The organism is Actinopolyspora lacussalsi subsp. righensis, assembly GCF_900116555.1.
In the GTDB taxonomy this organism is placed as follows: domain Bacteria; phylum Actinomycetota; class Actinomycetes; order Mycobacteriales; family Pseudonocardiaceae; genus Actinopolyspora; species Actinopolyspora lacussalsi.
Map to the genome: position 1 here is coordinate 151,857 of NZ_FPAT01000006.1, position 17,844 is coordinate 169,700.

Here is a 17,844-nt window from a genome sequence, read left to right on the forward strand (position 1 = left end):
GAACTGTCGGCGAGCGGACACTGTCCACGATCACGTTCACCGGTTCAGCCCACCGCGACCGGACGGGCGGTTCGTCCGCCGTGGGTGCCGACGAACTGCGCGGCGGTCCGCTGGACCGCCATCGACCAGCTGGGGTAGGCGTGCACGGTCTGGGCCAGCCGCCCGGCGAACATGCCGGTACGCATCGCCAGCGCCGGTTCGTGGATCATCTCCCCGGCCCGTGGGGCCACGATGCTCGCCCCGAGCACACGTCCTCCCCCCAGATGGCCGAGCGGCCCGCGCGGCCCGGCGAACAGCTTGACGAACCCGGCCTCCGCGTCGGCGGTCACCGCCCGGTCCACCTCGCTCATCGGCAGGTACGCCGCCCTGGCGGCGGTGTCGGCGAGTTCGTGCTCGACGCGGCCGACGGTGGCGACCTCCGGATTCGTGAACACCACGCGGGGAACCGAGTCGGGCTCGAAGGCGGGGCGTCGGGTGCGTCGGGTGCCGGCCAGCACCGCCACGCGTCCCATCGCGTAAGCCGCGTGGGTGTGACCGAACACCCCCGTCACGTCACCGGCGGCGGAAACTCCCCGCGCCGTGGTGGCCATGTGCCGGTCGACGAGCACATGGCCACGCCGGTCGGTACGCACCCCCACCGCGTCCAACCCGAGCCCCTCGGTGTTCGGTCGACGTCCGGTGGCCACCAGCAACCGCTCGGCCCGCACCACCTCACCGTCGGCGAGTTCCACCAGGGCCTTCCCGTCCGAGGAGCGCACCTCACGGACCGGTGCGCCGGTGCGCAACCGCACGCCGTCGCTGCGCAGCACCCGGGCGAGCACGTCGGAGGCGTCGGGATCCATGCCGGGCAGCAGCCGTGGCGCCTGTTCGACCAGGGTCACGCCCACCCCCAGCCGGGCCAGCGCCTGGGCGAGCTCGCACCCGACCGGTCCCCCGCCGAGCACGACCAGCGAGGTGGGTGGATCCATCAGGTCGAACACGGTGTCGGTGGTCAGGTACGCGAGCTCACCCAACCCCGGCACCGGGGGAACGGCGGGACGACCCCCCGTGGCGAGCACCACCCGCCGGGCACTCCTGCGGTGGCCGTCGACCTCCACCGTGCGTTCGGCCACGAAGCGCGCCCGCCCCCGCACGACGTCGATGCCGTCCGACCGCAGCACGTCTTCGTCCTCGGTGGCGGCCACCCGCGAGACCGTCCGCCGCACCCGGGTCATGGCCCCGGAGAACGACAGCCCCGCCTCGGCGGCCTCGATCAGCGTCTTCGACGGAACGCAACCGGTGAACGTGCAGTCCCCACCCGGTGCTCCCTCGGAAACCAGCGTCACCCGCATCCCCGCTCGGCGCGCGGTGTTCGCGGCGGCCAGCCCGGCCGCCCCACCACCGAGCACCAGCACCTCGCCGTCGGTCATGGCCCCGAGCGCACCACACCGCCGCGTACGCCGACACGCGAAGTGTCCGCCCGCTGACACCGATCAGGACGAGTTCCGCGGTGCTCCCGGCAGCCCGGCACGGACACGGCCGCGCCGTCCGAAGTTGTCATCGCGCCGACACTCCGCTGGCTTCCTAGGGGTGCGACCCGTTGACTGGGCAGGCGACGAAGGAGGAACGAGCCATGTTGCGCGCGATCCACCACGGCCGGGTAATGGCCGAAGGCACGCACACCGCGCGGGCGGAGGGCAGTCCGGAAGGCCCCCGGAACGGACTGATCAGCACCCTGCGGTCCAGGCTGGCGGGGCGAAGGTGACCCGGCCGACCCGGCCTCGGAGCCCGGCACACCGCTCCACCCGCCTGCCCGTGTGGCACATCGGCATCACCGGCGGGATCGTCGGGCTGCTGTGCTGTGTGGGCCCCACGGTGCTCGCGCTGCTGGGCGTGGTGACGGCGGCGACGGCCTTCAGCTGGGCCACCGAGCTCTACGCCGGATACGCGTGGTGGTTCCGGCTGGCGGGGCTGGCCGTCATGGCGCTGCTGGTGTGGTTCGCGCTGCGGCGACGCGACCAGTGCGGCCTCGCCGGGGTGCGCCGGTGGAAGGGCAGGCTGGCCGGGGTCCTGCTCATCGGAGTCGCCACTTACGCGGCCCTCTACGGACTGACCACGTGGCTGGGCACCCTGGCCTGAGGCCGAGCCACGACCCGGCGCAGCGGCATCGGCAGCGCGCGGACCGACTCCGCCACTGTCGCCGCCACGTGCGGATCCGTGGGGCGGGACGGAGGACGGGCGGGGTCGTAGAGGCTCTGCAGCAGCAGCGCGGCGTCCTCCGGGGACTCCAGCGGGAACGAGAACACGCGGCGCTCGGAGTCGAGCACCTCGAAACCGGCACGGCCGAGCACCCCGCCGAGGTGTTCGCGGGCACGGGGGTTCGGCCAGCGCGGTGCCGCGACCCCCGCGGCACGCAGCGCCCGCAGCCACGCGAACAACCCCCTCGGGTCGAGGCCGAGCCGGGCGGGTACCAGCGCCACCAGCGGACCGCCGGGCCGCAGCACCCGGCGGATCTCGTCGAGCACGACCGGCAGCGGGGTCAGCAGCGGCAGTGCCATCACCGCGCACACCGCCCCGACCGCCCCGGTGGTCACCGGCAACGCGTCGGCGCGTGCCCGCACCAGCGGTCCACGCCCCGCGACGGCGGCAGCGGCCAGCTCCTCGGCGCTGCCGTCCACCCCGACCCAACGGCACTCACGCAGCCACGGCCGGGTCGGTGCCGAGCCACAGGCCAGATCCACGACCAACCCGCTTCCGAGTTCGCGGAGCGGGGCCGTCACCCACTCATAAGGATCGGATTCCAGCCGCGCGAACACCCGCTCGGTCACACCGGGTCGGTGCGCGTGGAACGCGGTGAGATAGCCCCGCCAGTCCTCGCGTTCACCCACGCTCACGACATGCCCCGGAGCGGCCGACGGAAAAACCCGGCCGAAGGTGTCATCAGGCTGACACTCCCCACCCCGACCGAGGACACATGCGCTGTACTGGACGGTGTGACCGGCGGCACGAACCAACATCTGCCAGACCGGTTCACACGGGACGAACATCCGTGCGGAAGGAACTTCCGCCAACGGTTCCGCTCCCCTCCTCCGGGAGCGGAGTCGTGGCTACTCAGCGACGACGAAGGAGGGAGCGACCATGTCCACCACCACACCCGTGCCGACCAGGCTGGTGACCGGTGCGCTGTCCGGCGCGGCAGCCGGGATCGGTGGCGGCATCGTGTTCGGAATACTGATGGCGATGATGGGGATGTTGACCATGATCGCGGGCCTGGTCGGAGCGAGCGGTCCCGTGATCGGCCTGGTGGTGCACCTGGTCATCTCCGCCGGGATCGGAGCGGGTTTCGGGGTGCTGGCTCCGCACGCACGGCTGTGGCACCTGTTCGGCTACGGGCTGCTGTACGGACTCGCCTGGTGGGTTCTGGGGCCGCTGGTGCTGATGCCCGCCGTGCTCGGCATGCCGATCCTGCAGCTCGGCGCCACCGCGCTGCCCTCGCTCCTCGGCCACCTGCTCTACGGCGCGGTCACCGCGCTGGTGCTGTACGGCATCCGTCACAGGACCGCCCACTGAGCACGGATCACCTTCTACCGTCGGATCGCCTCGTCCCGTGAGGCGATCCGCCTCGTGCCGCCGCGAAACGCCCGAGGACCGAGGGGATCGCCTCGGGCTGATCGGACCCCCGGGAACCGACGTCCGGTGCCATGATGACCGTATGACCTTCTCCCGCCTGTCGAGTGCGGCGCTGGACCGGGCCGTACGGGCCCTCGGCCCGGGCGACGAGGCGCAGCTGGCCGTCCGGCAGGCCGCGTGGGTGGCGCGCTGCGTCGGACGTGGGGAAGCCGCACCGCTGCGGCCGGACGACCTCACCGCACTGGCGACGTTCCTGCGCACTCGGCACGTGTCCCGGCAGACCCCGCTGTTCCACGGTGGTTCCGCACCCGCCGGGGTGTGGATCGTCCGGGAGGGCCGGGTGGAGCTGTCGGTGGGTTCGGGCAGACGGCGTTCGGTGGTGCACGTCCTGCGTCCGGGCGACGTCGACGGCGACATCCAGCACCTGCTGGAGATGCCCCTGCCCTACACCGCCCGGGCCCTGGGGGACGCCACCGTCCTGTTCCTGTCCGCCGCCGACTTCGAGCGGTTGCTCGGACAGCACCCGGCGATCCTGCGACGCTGGCTGTCCAGCGTCGCCCAGCGCCTGGCGACCAGCCAACAACGGGTGATCGGCCTGCTCGGCCGTTCGCTGCCCCAGCAGATCGCCCAGCTGCTGCTCGACGAGGCCGCCGAGGACCGCGTCCCACTGCCCCAGCGGACCCTGGCCGCCATGGTCGGTGCGCAGCGCCCCTCACTGAACAAGATCCTCAAGGAGTTCGAGACCCGAAAGCTGATCACCGTGCGTTACGCCGCCATCGAACTCCACGACATCGCCGGACTGCACCGCGTCCTGGAACAGGAACCCGGCCAGTAGCGCCCCGGAACCTCGCTCCGCCGTGCGTGCTCGCCGTTCCGGTGCTGGGCTGAGCGCGACAGGAATCCCGAGCCGAGGGGGCGGAGATGGCGGAGGACGAGGTCGATGCCGTGGTGGTCGGCATGGGTCCGGGTGGCGAGGACGTCGCCGGACGACTGGCCACGGCGGGGCTGCGCGTGGTCGGCGTGGACAACCGTCTGGTCGGGGGCGAGTGCCCGTACTTCGCCTGCGTTCCCACCAAGATGATGGTCCGCGGGGCCGGTGCACTCGCCGAGGCCGGACGGGTTCCGCTGCTGGCGGGAACGGCGTCGGTTCGACCGGACTGGACCCCGGTCGCCGATCGCATCCGTGACGAGGCCACCACCGACTGGGACGACCGGGTCGCGGTACGGCGCTTCGAGGACACGGGAGGGCGGTTCGTACGTGGTCTCGGCAGGCTGACCGCTCCCGGTGAGGTCACCGTCACCACGGCGGAGGGGGATCGGGTTTTCCGCCCCCGCCGGGCGATCGTGCTCAACCCCGGCACCGATCCCGCCGTGCCGCCGATCGACGGACTCCGGGACACCCCGTTCTGGACCAACCGGGAAGCGGTGCGGGCCCACTCGCTGCCCGGTTCGATGGTGGTACTCGGCGCGGGTCCCGTGGGGATGGAGTTCGCCCAGGTGTTCGCACGGTTCGGCGTCGACACCACCGTGGTCGAGGCCGCGCCGCGAGTGCTGCCGGGCGGCGAGCCCGAAGCCTCCGAGAGCATCACCGAGGTGTTCACCGCCGAGGGGATCACCGTGCACACCGGCACCTCCGCGCGGCACGTGGGTCACCACGACGGCCGGTTCACCGTGGAACTCGACTCCGGGGAGAGCCCTTCGGCCGAACAACTGCTGGTCGCTACCGGACGCCGCACGGATCTCGCCGCGCTGGGGGTGGGATCACTCGGGCTCGACGAGACCGCGAACATTATCGCCGTGGACGAGCGGATGCGCGCCGCCGACGGGGTCTGGGCCATCGGTGACGTCACCGGCCACGGCGCCTTCACTCACACCTCGGTGTACCAGGCACGCATCGCCGCCGACGACATACTCGGGGACGGGGAGGAAACGGCGGACTACCGGGCCATGCCCGGTGTCGCGTTCACCGACCCCGAGGTGGCCTCCCTCGGGCTCACCGAGGACCAAGCCCGCCGAGCGGGCTTCCCCGTGCATACAGCGATCACGGGAATTCCCTCCTCGGCCCGCGGCTGGATCCACAAAGCGGGCAACGAGGGATTGATCAAACTGGTGGCGGACACCGAGCGCGACATCCTCCTCGGCGCCACCGTGGTCGCACCGCTGGGCGGCGAGATCCTGGGCGCGTTCACCGTCGCCGTCCACACCCAGGTGCACCTCGCCCAGCTCCGCCGAATGATCTTCGCCTACCCCACCTTCCACCGGGCGATCGAAGCCGCCCTCGACCAGCTCGTCGACTGAGCCCGGTCCACGAGGAACCGAGCACGGTCCGGACGGAGCATCGCACCGTACCGGGGTGTTCGAGGCCGCACCTGGTGTGCCGGCCCATCGGCATGATGGCTCAGCCATGTGTGGAGCTCGGTGGTGAGCGTTGTAGGTGGTTTCCGGCACAGCTCGATGCGGCCCCGATCCTCGGGGGCAAATGCTTGACGAACGATCCCGGAGAGGTAGCGGAGAGAAGGCCGAACCGTGTGACTCCAAGAGCTGGCCCTCCCCTTCAACAGTGCTTGCACGGTGGTTTCATGGGTTGTATCAGTGGATGTATCATGGCTCTTTCATAGAAACCGCTGCAATGACACCAAACACTCACGCGCTCATTTGCTGTCCGCTGATGCTGTATGGCCTCATAGCCAGTAATGAAAACGCCTCGAAGGAACGAACACGAACAGCCCCCGGTGGTTACCGGACACGACGCCCGCGTAAAGCTGCTGGAACGGAACAAGCGCCCCGCCGTACCGCTGCGTCACACCTTCGTGCAGCGCCCCAGCGAGGAGACACCTCGACACGGCCCGTTGTGCGAGTTCGTGCGCAACGGAGACCTGCGAGGTTTACGCGCGTACTTGGTGGTCGTCGCCGCCAGTGGCGGAGAACGCGCTGAGGACGGCTGGACCACCGAGTTGGACAGCATGGTGTGGGCGCGATTGTTCGACACCGACCAGCACACCGGTCCTCGCGGTGCACGTGCGGCAGCCCAACGGATCCTCGACCGGCTGCAGGACCGTGGTCTCATTCACCGCGCGCGTAGCGCACGGGGCTCCCGCCAGATCGCGGTGACACTACTTCGGGAGGACGGCTCGGGAAAGCCCTACGACCGCCCTGACGGCGGGGATACCGCTGACCGCTTCTTGCGGTTACCCGTTGTTTTCTGGAACGAGAGGTTCGACGCGCGTTTGTCTCTACCGGCCATGACGATGCTGCTGGTACTCCTCAAAGAGCGCCGTTGGTCCGCGTTTCCGCCGGACAAGATGCCCGACTGGTACGGCATCAGTGCCGACACCACGCAACGGGGTTTGAAAGAGCTCAACGAACTCGGCTTGGTCGAGCGACGCACACGGTACAAAGAAGCCCCGCTGACTCCTACCGGCACAACCATGCTGCACCAGTACGCCCTGCTGGGGGAAATGAGGCCGCCGAAGCCTGGGAAACGTCCCATCCGACAACGGGACGCATGAGCACGCGAGAGCCCTACGCTCATTTCATCCGTTGGTGGCTAAAACTTCCGGAGGACCACTCGGATTGGATACCGCACAGAAACCGTCGAACACCGCCGGTCTCGTCGCCTACGGCGACGAGTCCTTCCACGAAGACCAGGAGTCCGGGTTCTACGTGTTGGCGACCGTCGTTTTCGACAACCACAACATCGAGGACGAGGCCCGCGACTGTTTTCGAGCGATGCGCGGCCCGCGTAGCGTCGCGAAGCTGCACTGGAACGAGATGGATCGCTCGCAACAACGACGCGTCGCCAAACGACTGGCTGATTTCGACGGACTGCATGTCGTCGTCACAGGCGAACCCGTACCCCGTCGCAGGCAAGAACGGGCACGAAGCCAGTGCCTCAAACACCTGATATACGAACTCCACGGCTACGGAGTACGGCATCTGATCCTGGAAGCACGGGAAGAGGAGCTCAACCACGCGGATAGTCGGACGACAGCAGGAGTACGACAAAGCGATCTGCCGAAAGGCTCACAGCTTCGTATCGACCACGTTCACGGTGCCAACGAGCCGTTGCTGTGGGCTGCGGATGTAGTAGCGGGAAGCTGCCGTGCAGCCCGCGAAGGGAAGCCCGAACCGCGCTCGGTCCTCGCCGAACGGATCTACGAAATCCCCTTGGACACGGAGTGCTGAGCGGGCGAGGAAGATACGCAAGGCCAGGCTCCCGGTCTGCCCCAGGTCGCCTGGCCCAACTTTCGGTGCCCCACGGGAACCGACACCGATATCTTAACCCAACCTTCAAGTGCCGCACCAGGCGAAACGAGCCACAGTACTCGGCGCGGCCGTGCTCACCACGATCGACTATCACAACAGCCGAGTGACCAATGATGGCGATCTCGTACGGCAAAGCGTGACGGCCGACTATATGGCTCCTCAAGCGGCCCTCCAAGTGATACGACCTCGATGTGGCACACACGCTCGCCTCATGGAGATCATCCGGCCGCCGACACCGGTGTCGCCCACTCGCCGCTGCCCACGCCCTTCGCCGACGCACCGCCACACCACTGTCACAGCGGACACCCAAGCCCTGAACCCCATGACCTCACACCGCTGAACACCAGCCGGGGCAGACCGAAACCCCACCACGGAGTGACACTCGAAACACTCCACCACCCCGAAAACCCCTCACGGCTCGAAAAGCCGGACACCACACAAGAACCGAGGCACAAAAATCGGGTAGAGCCCCGCATCCAGCGAAGCCCTCCCCGCTCATCACGTCCAAGCTCGACGAAACATCGCGTCGGTCATCCGAAACCCATTGTGTCGTCGACTCTCGGTGGACCACCGACGAAATCCATTGATCAGCGGGTTTTTCGCTGTTCAGAAATCTTTTTCCACATCAAGCGAAATCGTTGACGTTGTGTCGGCCGGGGTCATGCGGCCGCTCTGTACTGCTTTCACCGAAGGCGCCGTCAAAGACCAGCTCGGCGAGTTCGGCGACATGTGAGAGAACGTGGGGTGCTCGTCGTCCGGCTGTGGGGCAGCGGTCGGCCTTCGATCTTTCCTGGTTTGTTCGTCGGGGGTGCTTGTTCGTGGGTCACTCCTGCCCGGCGACAGATGGTGATCCGATCGTCACTCTTCAGGTCGCATCGGTCACGCGGGGAGTGCGTGTCTAGTTGACGCAGGGGATTCCCTCGGGGGTGATGGCGTCGTCGCTGGGAGCCGACGGACCCGCGAGGGGTGCGTGCGAGTCGGGGTGCAGCGACAGCGGGTCCGAGGCGCTGAAGCCTTGTGCGGCACCGGGCCCCTCGTAGTCGTCGGCGAGCAGAACTCGGATCTCGTCGGAGTCGAGTCCGTCATCCTCGGCGGCGGGGAGACCGTCCAGTAGCTCGGCGACGTAACTCGCGGCGGTGTCGGCGCCGGGTCCGAAGGTGACGCGGGAGGTGTCACGTTCGGCGGCGTTGCCGCACGAAGTCCAACGCGTCACCACCGGATACGGTTTGTCGCCCCGCGGGGAAGTCCGCTCCGGAGTACGGATCGTCAACGGCGTTCTTCAAGCACACCTCCACCCCACCGACGGCCTTCGTCAGCCGGTAGAAACCGAGCAGATTGACCTCTGCGTAGTCGTCGATGCCCACGCCGGTCAGGTCGGTCACCGTGTCCACGAGCAGTTCCCGGCCGGCTTCGGCGGAACGACGTTCCAACTCGGCCGAGTCCGACACTCCTTCGGAGCGAAGCTCGTCGGCGGCCTGCGCCTTGGCACGCCCGAAAGCGGAGTTGATCTTGTGCTTGCCGTAGCCGTCCGGCATCGAGACGTAAGTGTCACGCGGAATCGAATAGGCGACGGCCCGCGAACGGTCACGGGGAATGCGCAGCAGGATCAGCGTGTCGGTGAGTTCGGCCTCGTTGTCACCGGCACGCAGCCGTCGGAGCAGGTCGTCGGGTAGCGGGTCGCCGTTGGCGTCGGTACGGCTGTCCTTGCCGACGAGCAGAATGTCCATCGAGCCGTCGGCATCGGTCTTGGAGGTGACATCGCTGGTGTTGCGGCGGCCGTCGAGGTGGTCGAGGATCAGCCACGCGTACCCGCTGACGACGAGCACCGTCACCGACATCAGCGCCAGCGTCGACCTCAACACGGCACGTAGGAGCCGGCTCGGGCGGACAGGGCGTTGCGGAACCGCACGGATGGGGCGTGTGACGGTCGCGTCAGGAGATCGCCGCGAGTTCCGACGTGATCGGTGTGAGGCAATCGAGGACGAGCGCGGCGCACCGGCCCGTCCCCGCCGGTCATCGGAAAGGGATCCGGAATACCGCGAATCGGACCGGTAACCACGGTAGGGCCTGCGCTGCTCACGACCGGTTCCGGGCTGCTGCTCGTCCGGCACGGCGACCTACGTGTCTACGACAACCCCACGCGCGCACCGTGGCTCGCTTCGTCGTGCGGCTTACCGCCACAGCGCCCCCGCTCGCTGCGGCACGCGTTCCCGGCCACGGGTACGGTGTCGGCACCGCTTCCGGCCACGAGGAGTCCGCATGCCCGACATCGGAGACGGTGTCAGTGTCCTGACGGATCTTCCGTGGCCGCTGGTGATCGTACTGGCCGGTGTGCTGGCGCTGAGCGAGTGCACGTTCGGACTGGGCTTCCTCATCCCCGGTGAGACCGCCCTGTTCCTCGCGGGCGCGAGCGTGACCGAACCCAGTTACTTCCTGGGTCTGGTCGCCGTCGTCGCGGGCTGTGCCTGCGCTGGTGATTGCTTCGGGTACTGGCTGGGACACCGTTTCGGCCCCCGTATGCGGCAAACACGTATCGTAACCAAACTGGGGCAAGCGCACTGGGACCGTGCCGCGGCTATGCTGCGTCGTCACGGCAGTGGGGCGGTGTTCACCGCCCGATTTCTGCCCGTCGTACGCACCTTGACCCCCGTCGCCGCCGGGGCCAGCGGGCTGTCCTTCCGTCGGTTTCTACCCGCCGCACTGTTCGGAGCGTGTGGCTGGTCGTTGTTGCACGTCGGTCTCGGCACAGCAGCCGGGGCTTCGGCCACCTACCTGGAGGACGTTCTCGGGCGTGCGAGCTGGATTCTCTTCGCCGCGCTCGCCCTCATCGTCGTGAGCACGCTGCTCTGGCGTCGATACCGCCGGAGGGGCCCGGAAAGCGAGAACGACCGGCAGACCGAGCGCTCCTCGATGTCACGAGACCGGTTCCCCCAGGACTCCTCGAGCCACTGAGCTCCCGAGTTCGGTATCCCAGAAAAGCCGCATGAGCCGAGAACGAATACCGGCCCGACATCGTCCCGGCCCGTATGCCTGGCTGGGCCCGGTCGCCCTGTGCCTGGGCATCGCGAGCTGGGTGTTGCTCGTACCCGGCGTGGTATGTGCCGTCGGCGCCGTGGTCTGCGGCGCGGCCTCGGTGACAACCCGGGGCGATCACCGTCTCGACATCACCGCGCTACTCGGTATCGCGCTCGGGGCGGCACATGTGCTGGTTTCGATCATGCTGTTGTTGTGGACGATGCGCTGACGCGGACCTACACCTCGACAGTGCTCCTCGCCGACAGGCGGACACGGGAGCATCGATACGCCGGGGACGCGTGACCGGGCCGCCCTCCCGCTTCCGGGGTAGAGCGCTGTCGACACTTCCCTCCGGAAGCGCGTCGCTTTCTCAACGCTGTTCGCCGGACATGGAATGCAGCCGGGCGATACGGTCGCGCGTGTCGGGGTGGGTGGAGAACAGCCGCATCATCGTTTTACCCGAGAACGGGTTCGCGATCATCAACGAGCTGACCGGAGCGGTCTCGGAACTTTCCGGCAACGGGCGTCCCTGGGCAACGCGCTCGATCTTGTCCAGCGCGCTGGCCAGAGCCAGCGGATCACCAGTGGCCTCAGCACCGGACGCGTCGGCGGCGTACTCCCGGGAACGGCTGATCGCGGCCTGAATCAGCCCGGCGGCCACCGGACCCAGCACCGCCATGAGGATGATCTCGAAAAAGCTCGGACCGTCCTCGTCCCCGCCGAACCCGAACAGCGCCCCCAGCTGGGCGATGTTGACCAGAATCATGACCATGCTGGCCAGTCCGGCCGCCACCGAGGAGATCAGAATGTCCCGATTACCCACGTGACTGAGTTCGTGTCCCAGCACACCACGGAGTTCCCGCTCGTCGAGAACCTCCAGGATCCCCGAGGTCACGCACACCGCCGCGTTGGAGGGGTTGCGACCGGTGGCGAACGCGTTGGGACTGTCCGTCGGGCTCAGGTACAGCCGGGGCATGGGCATCCCCTTGGTGGCGGCGAGCTCGGCCACGATCGCGTGCAGCCGCGGGGCCTGGTTCGGCCCGATCTCCTCGGCACGCATCGCCCGGATCGCGAGCTTGTCCGAGTAGAAATACGACACGCCGTTGAGCCCCAGGGCCACCACGGCGGCGAGCAGCAGGCCGACGGTGCCGCCGAGAACCTGGCCGACCAGCAGAATCAACGCCGACAGGCCGCCCAACAGCACTGCGGTCTTGAGTCCGTTGCGGAGTCTGTGCACCTCTACCTCATCTCGAATCGGAGCGGGCCGAACAGAACCCTTTTCGTCCTCGAACGGACCTGCGGGGCGGCTGATTCCCGAACGAACGCCTCGGCACGAGGACACGAGCCGTAGTACACCCGCTCGTCGGATTGAACGGGTGCGTGCGCGGTGTTGCGTGCGCGGTGTTTAGGCACGGACACAACCCGTCCATCACGAGTCGATAACGATCACCGAGTCGTCACGATCCGTGAGGAACCGCTGATAACGGGCACACGTTGCCCGGCCCGAATCCGATCGTACGGAACACAGGAGCGGTGATGTTCAAGAAGATGCTGCAAGCCGTCGGCGTGGGCGGACCGTCGGTGGACGCTGTCCTGAGCAACGACACGGCCCGACCGGGTGGTGCCGTTTTCGGTGAGGTCCGGGTCGGCGGCGCCAGCACGGATACCGAGATACAGCAGGTCGTGCTGACCCTCGTGGCCGAGGTGGAGATCGGCGAGGACGAGAAGCGGGTCATGCCACTGCAGCAGGTCACCGTCGCCGAAGAGCTACACCTGGCCGGTGAGGAATACCACACCATCCCCTTCAGCGTGCCCGTGCCGTGGGAAGCACCGATCACGACGGTCTTCGGTGAAACGTTGCGAGGCATGCACCTGGGGGTCAGCACGCAGGTCGCGGTGGCCAAGGCGGTCGACACCAGTGACCTGGACCCGGTCCACATCGAGCCGCTGGACTCCCAGCTCCCGGTGATCAAGGCACTGCTTGACCTCGGAGCCCGCGTCAAGGAGGCCGAGCTCGAACACGGCCACATCCACGGCACCCCGCAGCAACTGCCGTTCTACCAGGAGATCGAGTTCTTCCCGCCGGCCCAGTTGGCCGGACGTGTCGAGGAGATCGAACTCACCTTCGTCGCACACCCCGACGGCATCGACATCGTGCTGCAGGCCGACAAGCGGGGCGGGATGTTCACCCCCGACGGCGAGGCCATCGGGCGCCTCCGGCGAAGCCACGAGGAAGCCGTCCACACCGACTGGCACGCGGAGCTCACCCACTGGCTCGAAAGCGTGGCCACCAGTCACGAGTCCGGCATTCACGGACACGGCGGCATCCACACGCACCACGTGCACGAACACCACGGGCACCCGGGACACGAGGAAGAGCATTCCGGTCCCGGCATGGGAAGCATGATCGCCGCCGGTGCGGGCGGGCTGGCCGTCGGCGCGGTGGGCGGCATGGTCGTCGGGGAAATGCTCGACGGCGATGAGGAAGAGGGCGAGGTCGACGAGGAGGAACTCGCCGAGGAACTCGCGGAGGAGATGGAAGAGGAGTAACCGATCGCTCCACATGGTGGTGTCGTGGACACCGAACGGCACCATGACACCACCACCGCCACGGGTCCGCTGCGTCCCGACCGGCGAAGCGGCCTCCTCCCCCGATCGGACTCACCGGTTCACCACCGCGGAATCGGACATTCGGCACAATGGTCGTGTGTTGATCGTGTTGTCTCTGCTCGGTGGGCTGTTGTTGATCGCGGTGATCATCGCGGCCAACGGGTACTTCGTCGCCCAGGAATTCGCGTTCATGACCGTCGATCGAGCGCGGCTGCAGGATCGGGCCGAGCGGGGTGATCGGGTGGCCGCGCGGATGCTGCGGGTGACCCGTCGGACGTCGTTCATGCTCTCCGGTGCCCAGTTGGGCATCACCGTGACGGGGCTGTTGGTCGGCTACGTCGCCGAGCCGCTGGTCGGCCGCGCGGTGGGCGAGCTGCTCGGCGGGGTGGGCGTGTCCCCCGCGGTGGGCATCGCGATCGGCACCACGGGGGTGCTGGTGATCTCGACCTTCGTGCAGATGCTGTTCGGCGAGTTGTTCCCGAAGAACCTCGCCATCGCACGGCCGTATCCGCTGGCGCGGTGGCTGTCGGCCTCCACGGTGGTCTACATGCGCCTGGCGGGCTGGCTGATCCGGTTCTTCGACCGGGCCTCGGCCGGGCTGTTGCGGCTGCTGCGGATCGAGCCGGTGCACGACGTCGAACACGCCGCCAACCCGAGTGACCTGCAGCGGATCGTGACCGCCTCCCGACAGGCCGGTGAACTGCCCACCGAGCTTTCGCTGCTGCTGGACCGGGTGCTGGACTTCCCGGAACGCGACGTCGAACACGCCCTCGTGCCCCACTCCCGGGTGGACGTGCTCACCGACACCGCCACGCTCGCCGAGGTACGCGAAACCATGAGCAGCGGACACTCCCGCTATCCGGTACTCAACGAAGAGGGCGGCATCGCGGGGATCGTGCACCTGGTGGACGTGCTCGAGTCCATCGAAACGGACACGAGCGGCGGTGAGCGTCCGGTCACCGAGTTCACCCGACCGGCCACCATCCTGCCCACCCTGATGTCACTACCCGACGCGGTGGCCGCGATGGCCGACTCCCACGGCAGGATGGCCTGCGTCGTCGACGAGTACGGCGGCTTCGCCGGCATCGTCACCCTCGAAGACCTGGCCGAGGAACTGGTCGGCGAACTCACCGACGAACACGACACCGACGAACCACCCCACCTGGTCACCACCCTCGACAACGGCACGCGATGGCGGGTCCGAGGCGACGCCCCCCTCGACGAAGTCGAACGCGAACTGGCCCACACCCTCCCCCGCGGCGACTACGAAACTGTCTCCGGCCTCGTCATCGCCCACCACGGGGCACTGCCCGAGGAGAACACGGTGGTCGACATCACACTCCCGGACGACCCGGCCGAACTCGCCCACACACAGCACCCCCCGGTCCGGACGCTGCGCGCCACCATCATCGAGATCGACCAACACGTCCCCGCACAACTGGTGCTGGAACTGAGCGAAGACGTTGCCGAGGATCACCTGAACGAGAGCGACCAGTAGTGCTTCGTCGAGTCACAGCACGCCCGCCGAAATCGGGCCTCTCACCGGTGGTGTGCTTCGGCGCGGCGAGCGCCGAAGCGAGCACTCACGCAGTCGGCACCGCCGCGGGGTCTCTCGCGGGGCTCTCGCGAGGACGGTCCCGACGTTGTGTAGTACCTACCCGATGTCGGGGCACCCGCGGCGAGAACCCGCGAGAGGTTCCGCCAAGCGAGCCCCACCGAAATCGAGAAACCGCACTCCCGTCACACCGGACGAGCAACCCCGACTCCGGGATCTCCGAGCAGGAGGAGTCCTGATGCAAGGCCCCTGGACGGCCACGCTGATCACCATCGCGATCATCGCGGCCAGCGCACTGTTCGTCTCGATCGAGTTCGCCACCATCGGCGCCCGCCGCACCCGCCTGGAACAACGCGCGAGCACCAGCCGCGCCGCCCGCGCCGCACTACGCAACGCCTCCGAAGTCTCGGTACTACTCGCCGGCTGCCAACTCGGCATCACCGCCTGCACCCTCGCCCTCGGCGCGATCACCAAACCCGCCGTGGAACACGCCCTGACACCCGCACTGACCACACTCGGCCTACCACACTGGCTCGGCGGCACGATGTCGTTCGTCCTCGCGCTGCTGCTGGTGACCTTCCTACACCTGGTGGTCGGCGAAATGGCCCCCAAATCATGGGCGATCGCCCACCCCGAACGCTCAGCCACCCTGCTCGCCTTCCCCATGCGCGGATTCATGTGGCTGTTCCGCCCCATCCTGCTACTACTCAACAACACCGCCAACAAACTCGTCGAAGCAGTCGGCGTACGCCCCGTCGACGAAGTCGCCATCGAACAAAACCCCGACGAACTCCGCCAACTCGTACGCCACTCCGCCGAAAGCGGCGAACTCGACACCTGGTCCTCCGACCAACTCGCCGGCGCACTCGAACTCACCCGACTCCGCGTCGGCGACCTCACCAGCACAGAATCCATCGCCGCCGTACCCCACACCGCCACCATCACCGACGTACAAACCGCCAGCAGACAATCCGGACACCTGCGGATCCTCGTGGGCACCCCCAACAACCCCCACGGACTGGTGCACGTCCGCGACACCCTCACCCTCAACCCAACGGACCCCCTCGGCAACCTCATCCGCGACTGCCCCCAACTCGACCCACACACCAGCGTCCTCGACGCCCTCTCCCGAATGCGCCACACCAGCACCCAACTAGCGCTCGTACAAACCCCCGAACACACAACCGGAATAATCACCATCTCCGACATCCTCGCGGGACTCTTCCCCCGCCAGACGGGAACTGAATCGGAGGAGACGTGACCACGGCCACGGCACGGTCGAGTCCTCGGATCGTCCGCCCCTCCGAAGTGAGGGCAGGACCGGTGCCGCGGTGGCCCGTCGAGCCGTACGAGCGTGCGGACCCGAGCAACAGTCCGCGCGAGACCACTCGCGGAAAGTGCCGGCACGTCACCCCCGACAACGCTCCGGTTGCGTCCGGGAGCAACCCCGGTGCCAACCGAAAAGAGCGCGGAAAACCCACTGCGGAGTGACACTCGAAACACTCCACCACCCCGGAAACCCCGCCGCGGCACGGAAAACCCGACACGGCACACGTAAGCGAGAGCCCGCGAGAGGCGCCGCCGACCGAGCACAGCGGACAGTCCAGCCGACAAAGTCCTACAAGACCAGGACACACAAAAAATCGGGGAGAGCCCCGCATCCAGCGAAGCTCTCCCCGATCATCACGTCCAAGCTCGACGAAACATCGTGTCGGTCACCCGACATCGATTGTATCGTCGGCCCTCGGTGGGCGAGGGGGGAGTTGAACCCCCACGTCCTTTCGGACACACGGACCTGAACCGTGCGCGTCTACCTATTCCGCCACCCGCCCGTGGGCTTTTGCGTTGTGACCTCACTCTACAACACCCGGATCCGATCCCCTCAACGGGGGTCCTCGTCCGAAGCGCCGCACCGACCGTGAGCGATCGGTACAATCGGCCCGCGAAACCGTGTTCCGCAACCGGCCCGATCAGGCTAGCACAGTCGGGGCACCGGAATCCCGCGGGGTGCGCCCCCGCTCGGAACTAGTAGCTGTAACGGCTCGTCGCGCCAGATACGATGGTACGCAAGAGTCGAGAGTATGGAGGGGGATTGCCGTGGGCCTCGTGCAGCGCTTCGAGCGCAGGCTCGAAGGCATCGTCGGCAACAGCTTCGCGCGGGTGTTCGGCGGCAAGGTCGTTCCCCAGGAGGTCGCGCAGTCGCTGCAGCGGGAAGCCGAGTTGCAGGTGCGTGAACTCGCGGGCGGCAGATTGCTGGCGTGCAACCACTACGTCGTGCAGCTGAGCCCCACCGATCACGATCGACTCATGGAGGACGAGAATCGGGTCACCGATCTTCTCGCCGACTGCGTTCAGGAGCATCTCACCGAGCAGCGGTGGGACACATATGGTGACGTCGTAGTCTCCCTGGAGCGCTCTGAGACGCTGCACACGGGACAGTTTCGAATAAGTTCGTCCGTCGACCCCGACGTAAGCCGACGGCCGGCAACACCTCGTACCGCAGGAGACCGACCCATGAGCCAGCCACCAGGCCAATATCCCCAGGGGGATCCGTACGGCCAGCAGGCGCAGTACGGCTACGACCAGGGCCAGTACGGGCAGGACCCGAACTACGGCTACGGCCAGCCCGGTTATGACCAGGGTTACGGTCAGCCCGGCGGCGGATACCCCCAGTCCGGTGGCTTCCCCGACCAGGGCTACGGCCAGCCCGGTTATCCCCCGCCCCCTCCGGCCTACGGCCAACCCCCGGGCTACGACCAGGGCTACGGTCAGCCCGGCGGCGGATACCC

At 67.8% G+C, this 17,844-nt stretch carries 18 protein-coding genes and 1 tRNA gene; 13 read left to right on the forward strand and 6 right to left on the reverse strand.

What is annotated here, in order from left to right:
- Nucleotides 1–44: 44 nt before the first annotated feature.
- Nucleotides 45–1,409 (reverse strand): dihydrolipoyl dehydrogenase family protein, encoded by a 1,365-nt coding sequence (locus BM394_RS12850; protein WP_092978077.1) that lies wholly within the window; start codon nt 1,407–1,409, stop codon nt 45–47.
- Nucleotides 1,410–1,579: 170 nt separating this feature from the next.
- On the opposite strand from BM394_RS12850, the gene BM394_RS22820 reads away from it, so the two are divergent.
- Both BM394_RS22820 and BM394_RS12855 read left to right on the forward strand, forming a co-directional pair.
- Entirely contained in the window at nt 1,580–1,744 is a 165-nt protein-coding gene (locus BM394_RS22820) for a hypothetical protein (RefSeq protein ID WP_175530085.1), read from the forward strand.
- Nucleotides 1,741–2,118 (forward strand): hypothetical protein, encoded by a 378-nt coding sequence (locus BM394_RS12855; RefSeq protein ID WP_092978079.1) that lies wholly within the window; start codon nt 1,741–1,743, stop codon nt 2,116–2,118. The genes BM394_RS22820 and BM394_RS12855 overlap by 4 nt, the downstream gene beginning before the upstream one ends.
- On the opposite strand, the gene BM394_RS12860 is transcribed toward BM394_RS12855, so the two are convergent.
- Entirely contained in the window at nt 2,082–2,873 is a 792-nt protein-coding gene (locus tag BM394_RS12860) for a class I SAM-dependent methyltransferase (RefSeq protein ID WP_245780161.1), read from the reverse strand. The two genes, BM394_RS12855 and BM394_RS12860, sit on opposite strands and share 37 nt — an antisense overlap.
- Nucleotides 2,874–3,117: 244 nt before the next feature.
- Here BM394_RS12860 and BM394_RS12865 point away from each other — a divergent pair, with 244 nt between their 5' ends.
- The 5 genes from BM394_RS12865 to BM394_RS12885 all read left to right on the forward strand — a co-directional run bounded on the left by BM394_RS12865 (nt 3,118) and on the right by BM394_RS12885 (nt 7,794).
- Nucleotides 3,118–3,549 carry a hypothetical protein gene (locus BM394_RS12865; protein ID WP_092978081.1) on the forward strand — a complete coding sequence of 144 codons (432 nt, stop codon included), beginning with the start codon at nt 3,118–3,120 and terminating at the stop codon, nt 3,547–3,549.
- Between the two features lie 142 nt (nt 3,550–3,691).
- The gene (locus BM394_RS12870; RefSeq protein WP_092978083.1) at nt 3,692–4,444 is read left to right on the forward strand and encodes a Crp/Fnr family transcriptional regulator; all 753 of its coding nucleotides are present in this window, start codon (nt 3,692–3,694) and stop codon (nt 4,442–4,444) included.
- 86 nt (nt 4,445–4,530) lie between these two features.
- Nucleotides 4,531–5,907 carry a dihydrolipoyl dehydrogenase family protein gene (locus tag BM394_RS12875; RefSeq protein ID WP_092978085.1) on the forward strand — a complete coding sequence of 459 codons (1,377 nt, stop codon included), beginning with the start codon at nt 4,531–4,533 and terminating at the stop codon, nt 5,905–5,907.
- Nucleotides 5,908–6,341: 434 nt separating this feature from the next.
- Nucleotides 6,342–7,118 (forward strand): hypothetical protein, encoded by a 777-nt coding sequence (locus tag BM394_RS12880; RefSeq protein WP_092978087.1) that lies wholly within the window; start codon nt 6,342–6,344, stop codon nt 7,116–7,118.
- Nucleotides 7,119–7,182: 64 nt separating this feature from the next.
- A complete protein-coding gene (locus BM394_RS12885; RefSeq protein ID WP_217643485.1) occupies nt 7,183–7,794 on the forward strand; it encodes a DUF3800 domain-containing protein in 612 nt (203 codons plus the stop codon).
- Between the two features lie 979 nt (nt 7,795–8,773).
- On the opposite strand, the gene BM394_RS12890 is transcribed toward BM394_RS12885, so the two are convergent.
- Entirely contained in the window at nt 8,774–9,088 is a 315-nt protein-coding gene (locus tag BM394_RS12890; protein ID WP_139235213.1) for a LytR C-terminal domain-containing protein, read from the reverse strand.
- Nucleotides 9,048–9,737, reverse strand: coding sequence for an LCP family protein (locus BM394_RS12895; protein ID WP_217643486.1), 690 nt, complete (start codon nt 9,735–9,737; stop codon nt 9,048–9,050). The genes BM394_RS12890 and BM394_RS12895 overlap by 41 nt, the downstream gene beginning before the upstream one ends.
- Before the next feature lie 397 nt (nt 9,738–10,134).
- Between BM394_RS12895 and BM394_RS12900 the strand changes: the two genes are divergently transcribed.
- The gene (locus BM394_RS12900) at nt 10,135–10,827 is read left to right on the forward strand and encodes a DedA family protein (protein ID WP_092978091.1); all 693 of its coding nucleotides are present in this window, start codon (nt 10,135–10,137) and stop codon (nt 10,825–10,827) included.
- 31 nt (nt 10,828–10,858) lie between these two features.
- Complete coding sequence (locus tag BM394_RS12905) at nt 10,859–11,119, forward strand: hypothetical protein (protein WP_092978093.1); 261 nt, start codon at nt 10,859–10,861, stop codon at nt 11,117–11,119.
- A gap of 141 nt (nt 11,120–11,260) precedes the next feature.
- Here BM394_RS12905 and BM394_RS12910 read toward each other — a convergent pair whose 3' ends face one another.
- On the reverse strand, nt 11,261–12,127 hold the full coding sequence (locus BM394_RS12910) for a M48 family metalloprotease (protein ID WP_092978095.1): 867 nt from the start codon (nt 12,125–12,127) through the stop codon (nt 11,261–11,263).
- A 299-nt stretch (nt 12,128–12,426) separates the two neighbouring features.
- On the opposite strand from BM394_RS12910, the gene BM394_RS12915 reads away from it, so the two are divergent.
- The 3 genes from BM394_RS12915 to BM394_RS12925 all read left to right on the forward strand — a co-directional run bounded on the left by BM394_RS12915 (nt 12,427) and on the right by BM394_RS12925 (nt 16,316).
- On the forward strand, nt 12,427–13,440 hold the full coding sequence (locus tag BM394_RS12915) for a sporulation protein (protein ID WP_217643487.1): 1,014 nt from the start codon (nt 12,427–12,429) through the stop codon (nt 13,438–13,440).
- A gap of 157 nt (nt 13,441–13,597) precedes the next feature.
- Nucleotides 13,598–14,998 carry a hemolysin family protein gene (locus BM394_RS12920; protein WP_092978352.1) on the forward strand — a complete coding sequence of 467 codons (1,401 nt, stop codon included), beginning with the start codon at nt 13,598–13,600 and terminating at the stop codon, nt 14,996–14,998.
- Between the two features lie 295 nt (nt 14,999–15,293).
- A complete protein-coding gene (locus BM394_RS12925; protein WP_092978099.1) occupies nt 15,294–16,316 on the forward strand; it encodes a CNNM domain-containing protein in 1,023 nt (340 codons plus the stop codon).
- Between the two features lie 487 nt (nt 16,317–16,803).
- On the opposite strand, the gene BM394_RS12930 is transcribed toward BM394_RS12925, so the two are convergent.
- A tRNA-Leu gene (locus BM394_RS12930) sits at nt 16,804–16,887 on the reverse strand.
- Nucleotides 16,888–17,152: 265 nt separating this feature from the next.
- Between BM394_RS12930 and BM394_RS23930 the strand changes: the two genes are divergently transcribed.
- A partial coding sequence (locus BM394_RS23930; protein ID WP_139235220.1) for a DUF3662 domain-containing protein occupies nt 17,153–17,844 on the forward strand: 692 nt, incomplete at its 3' end.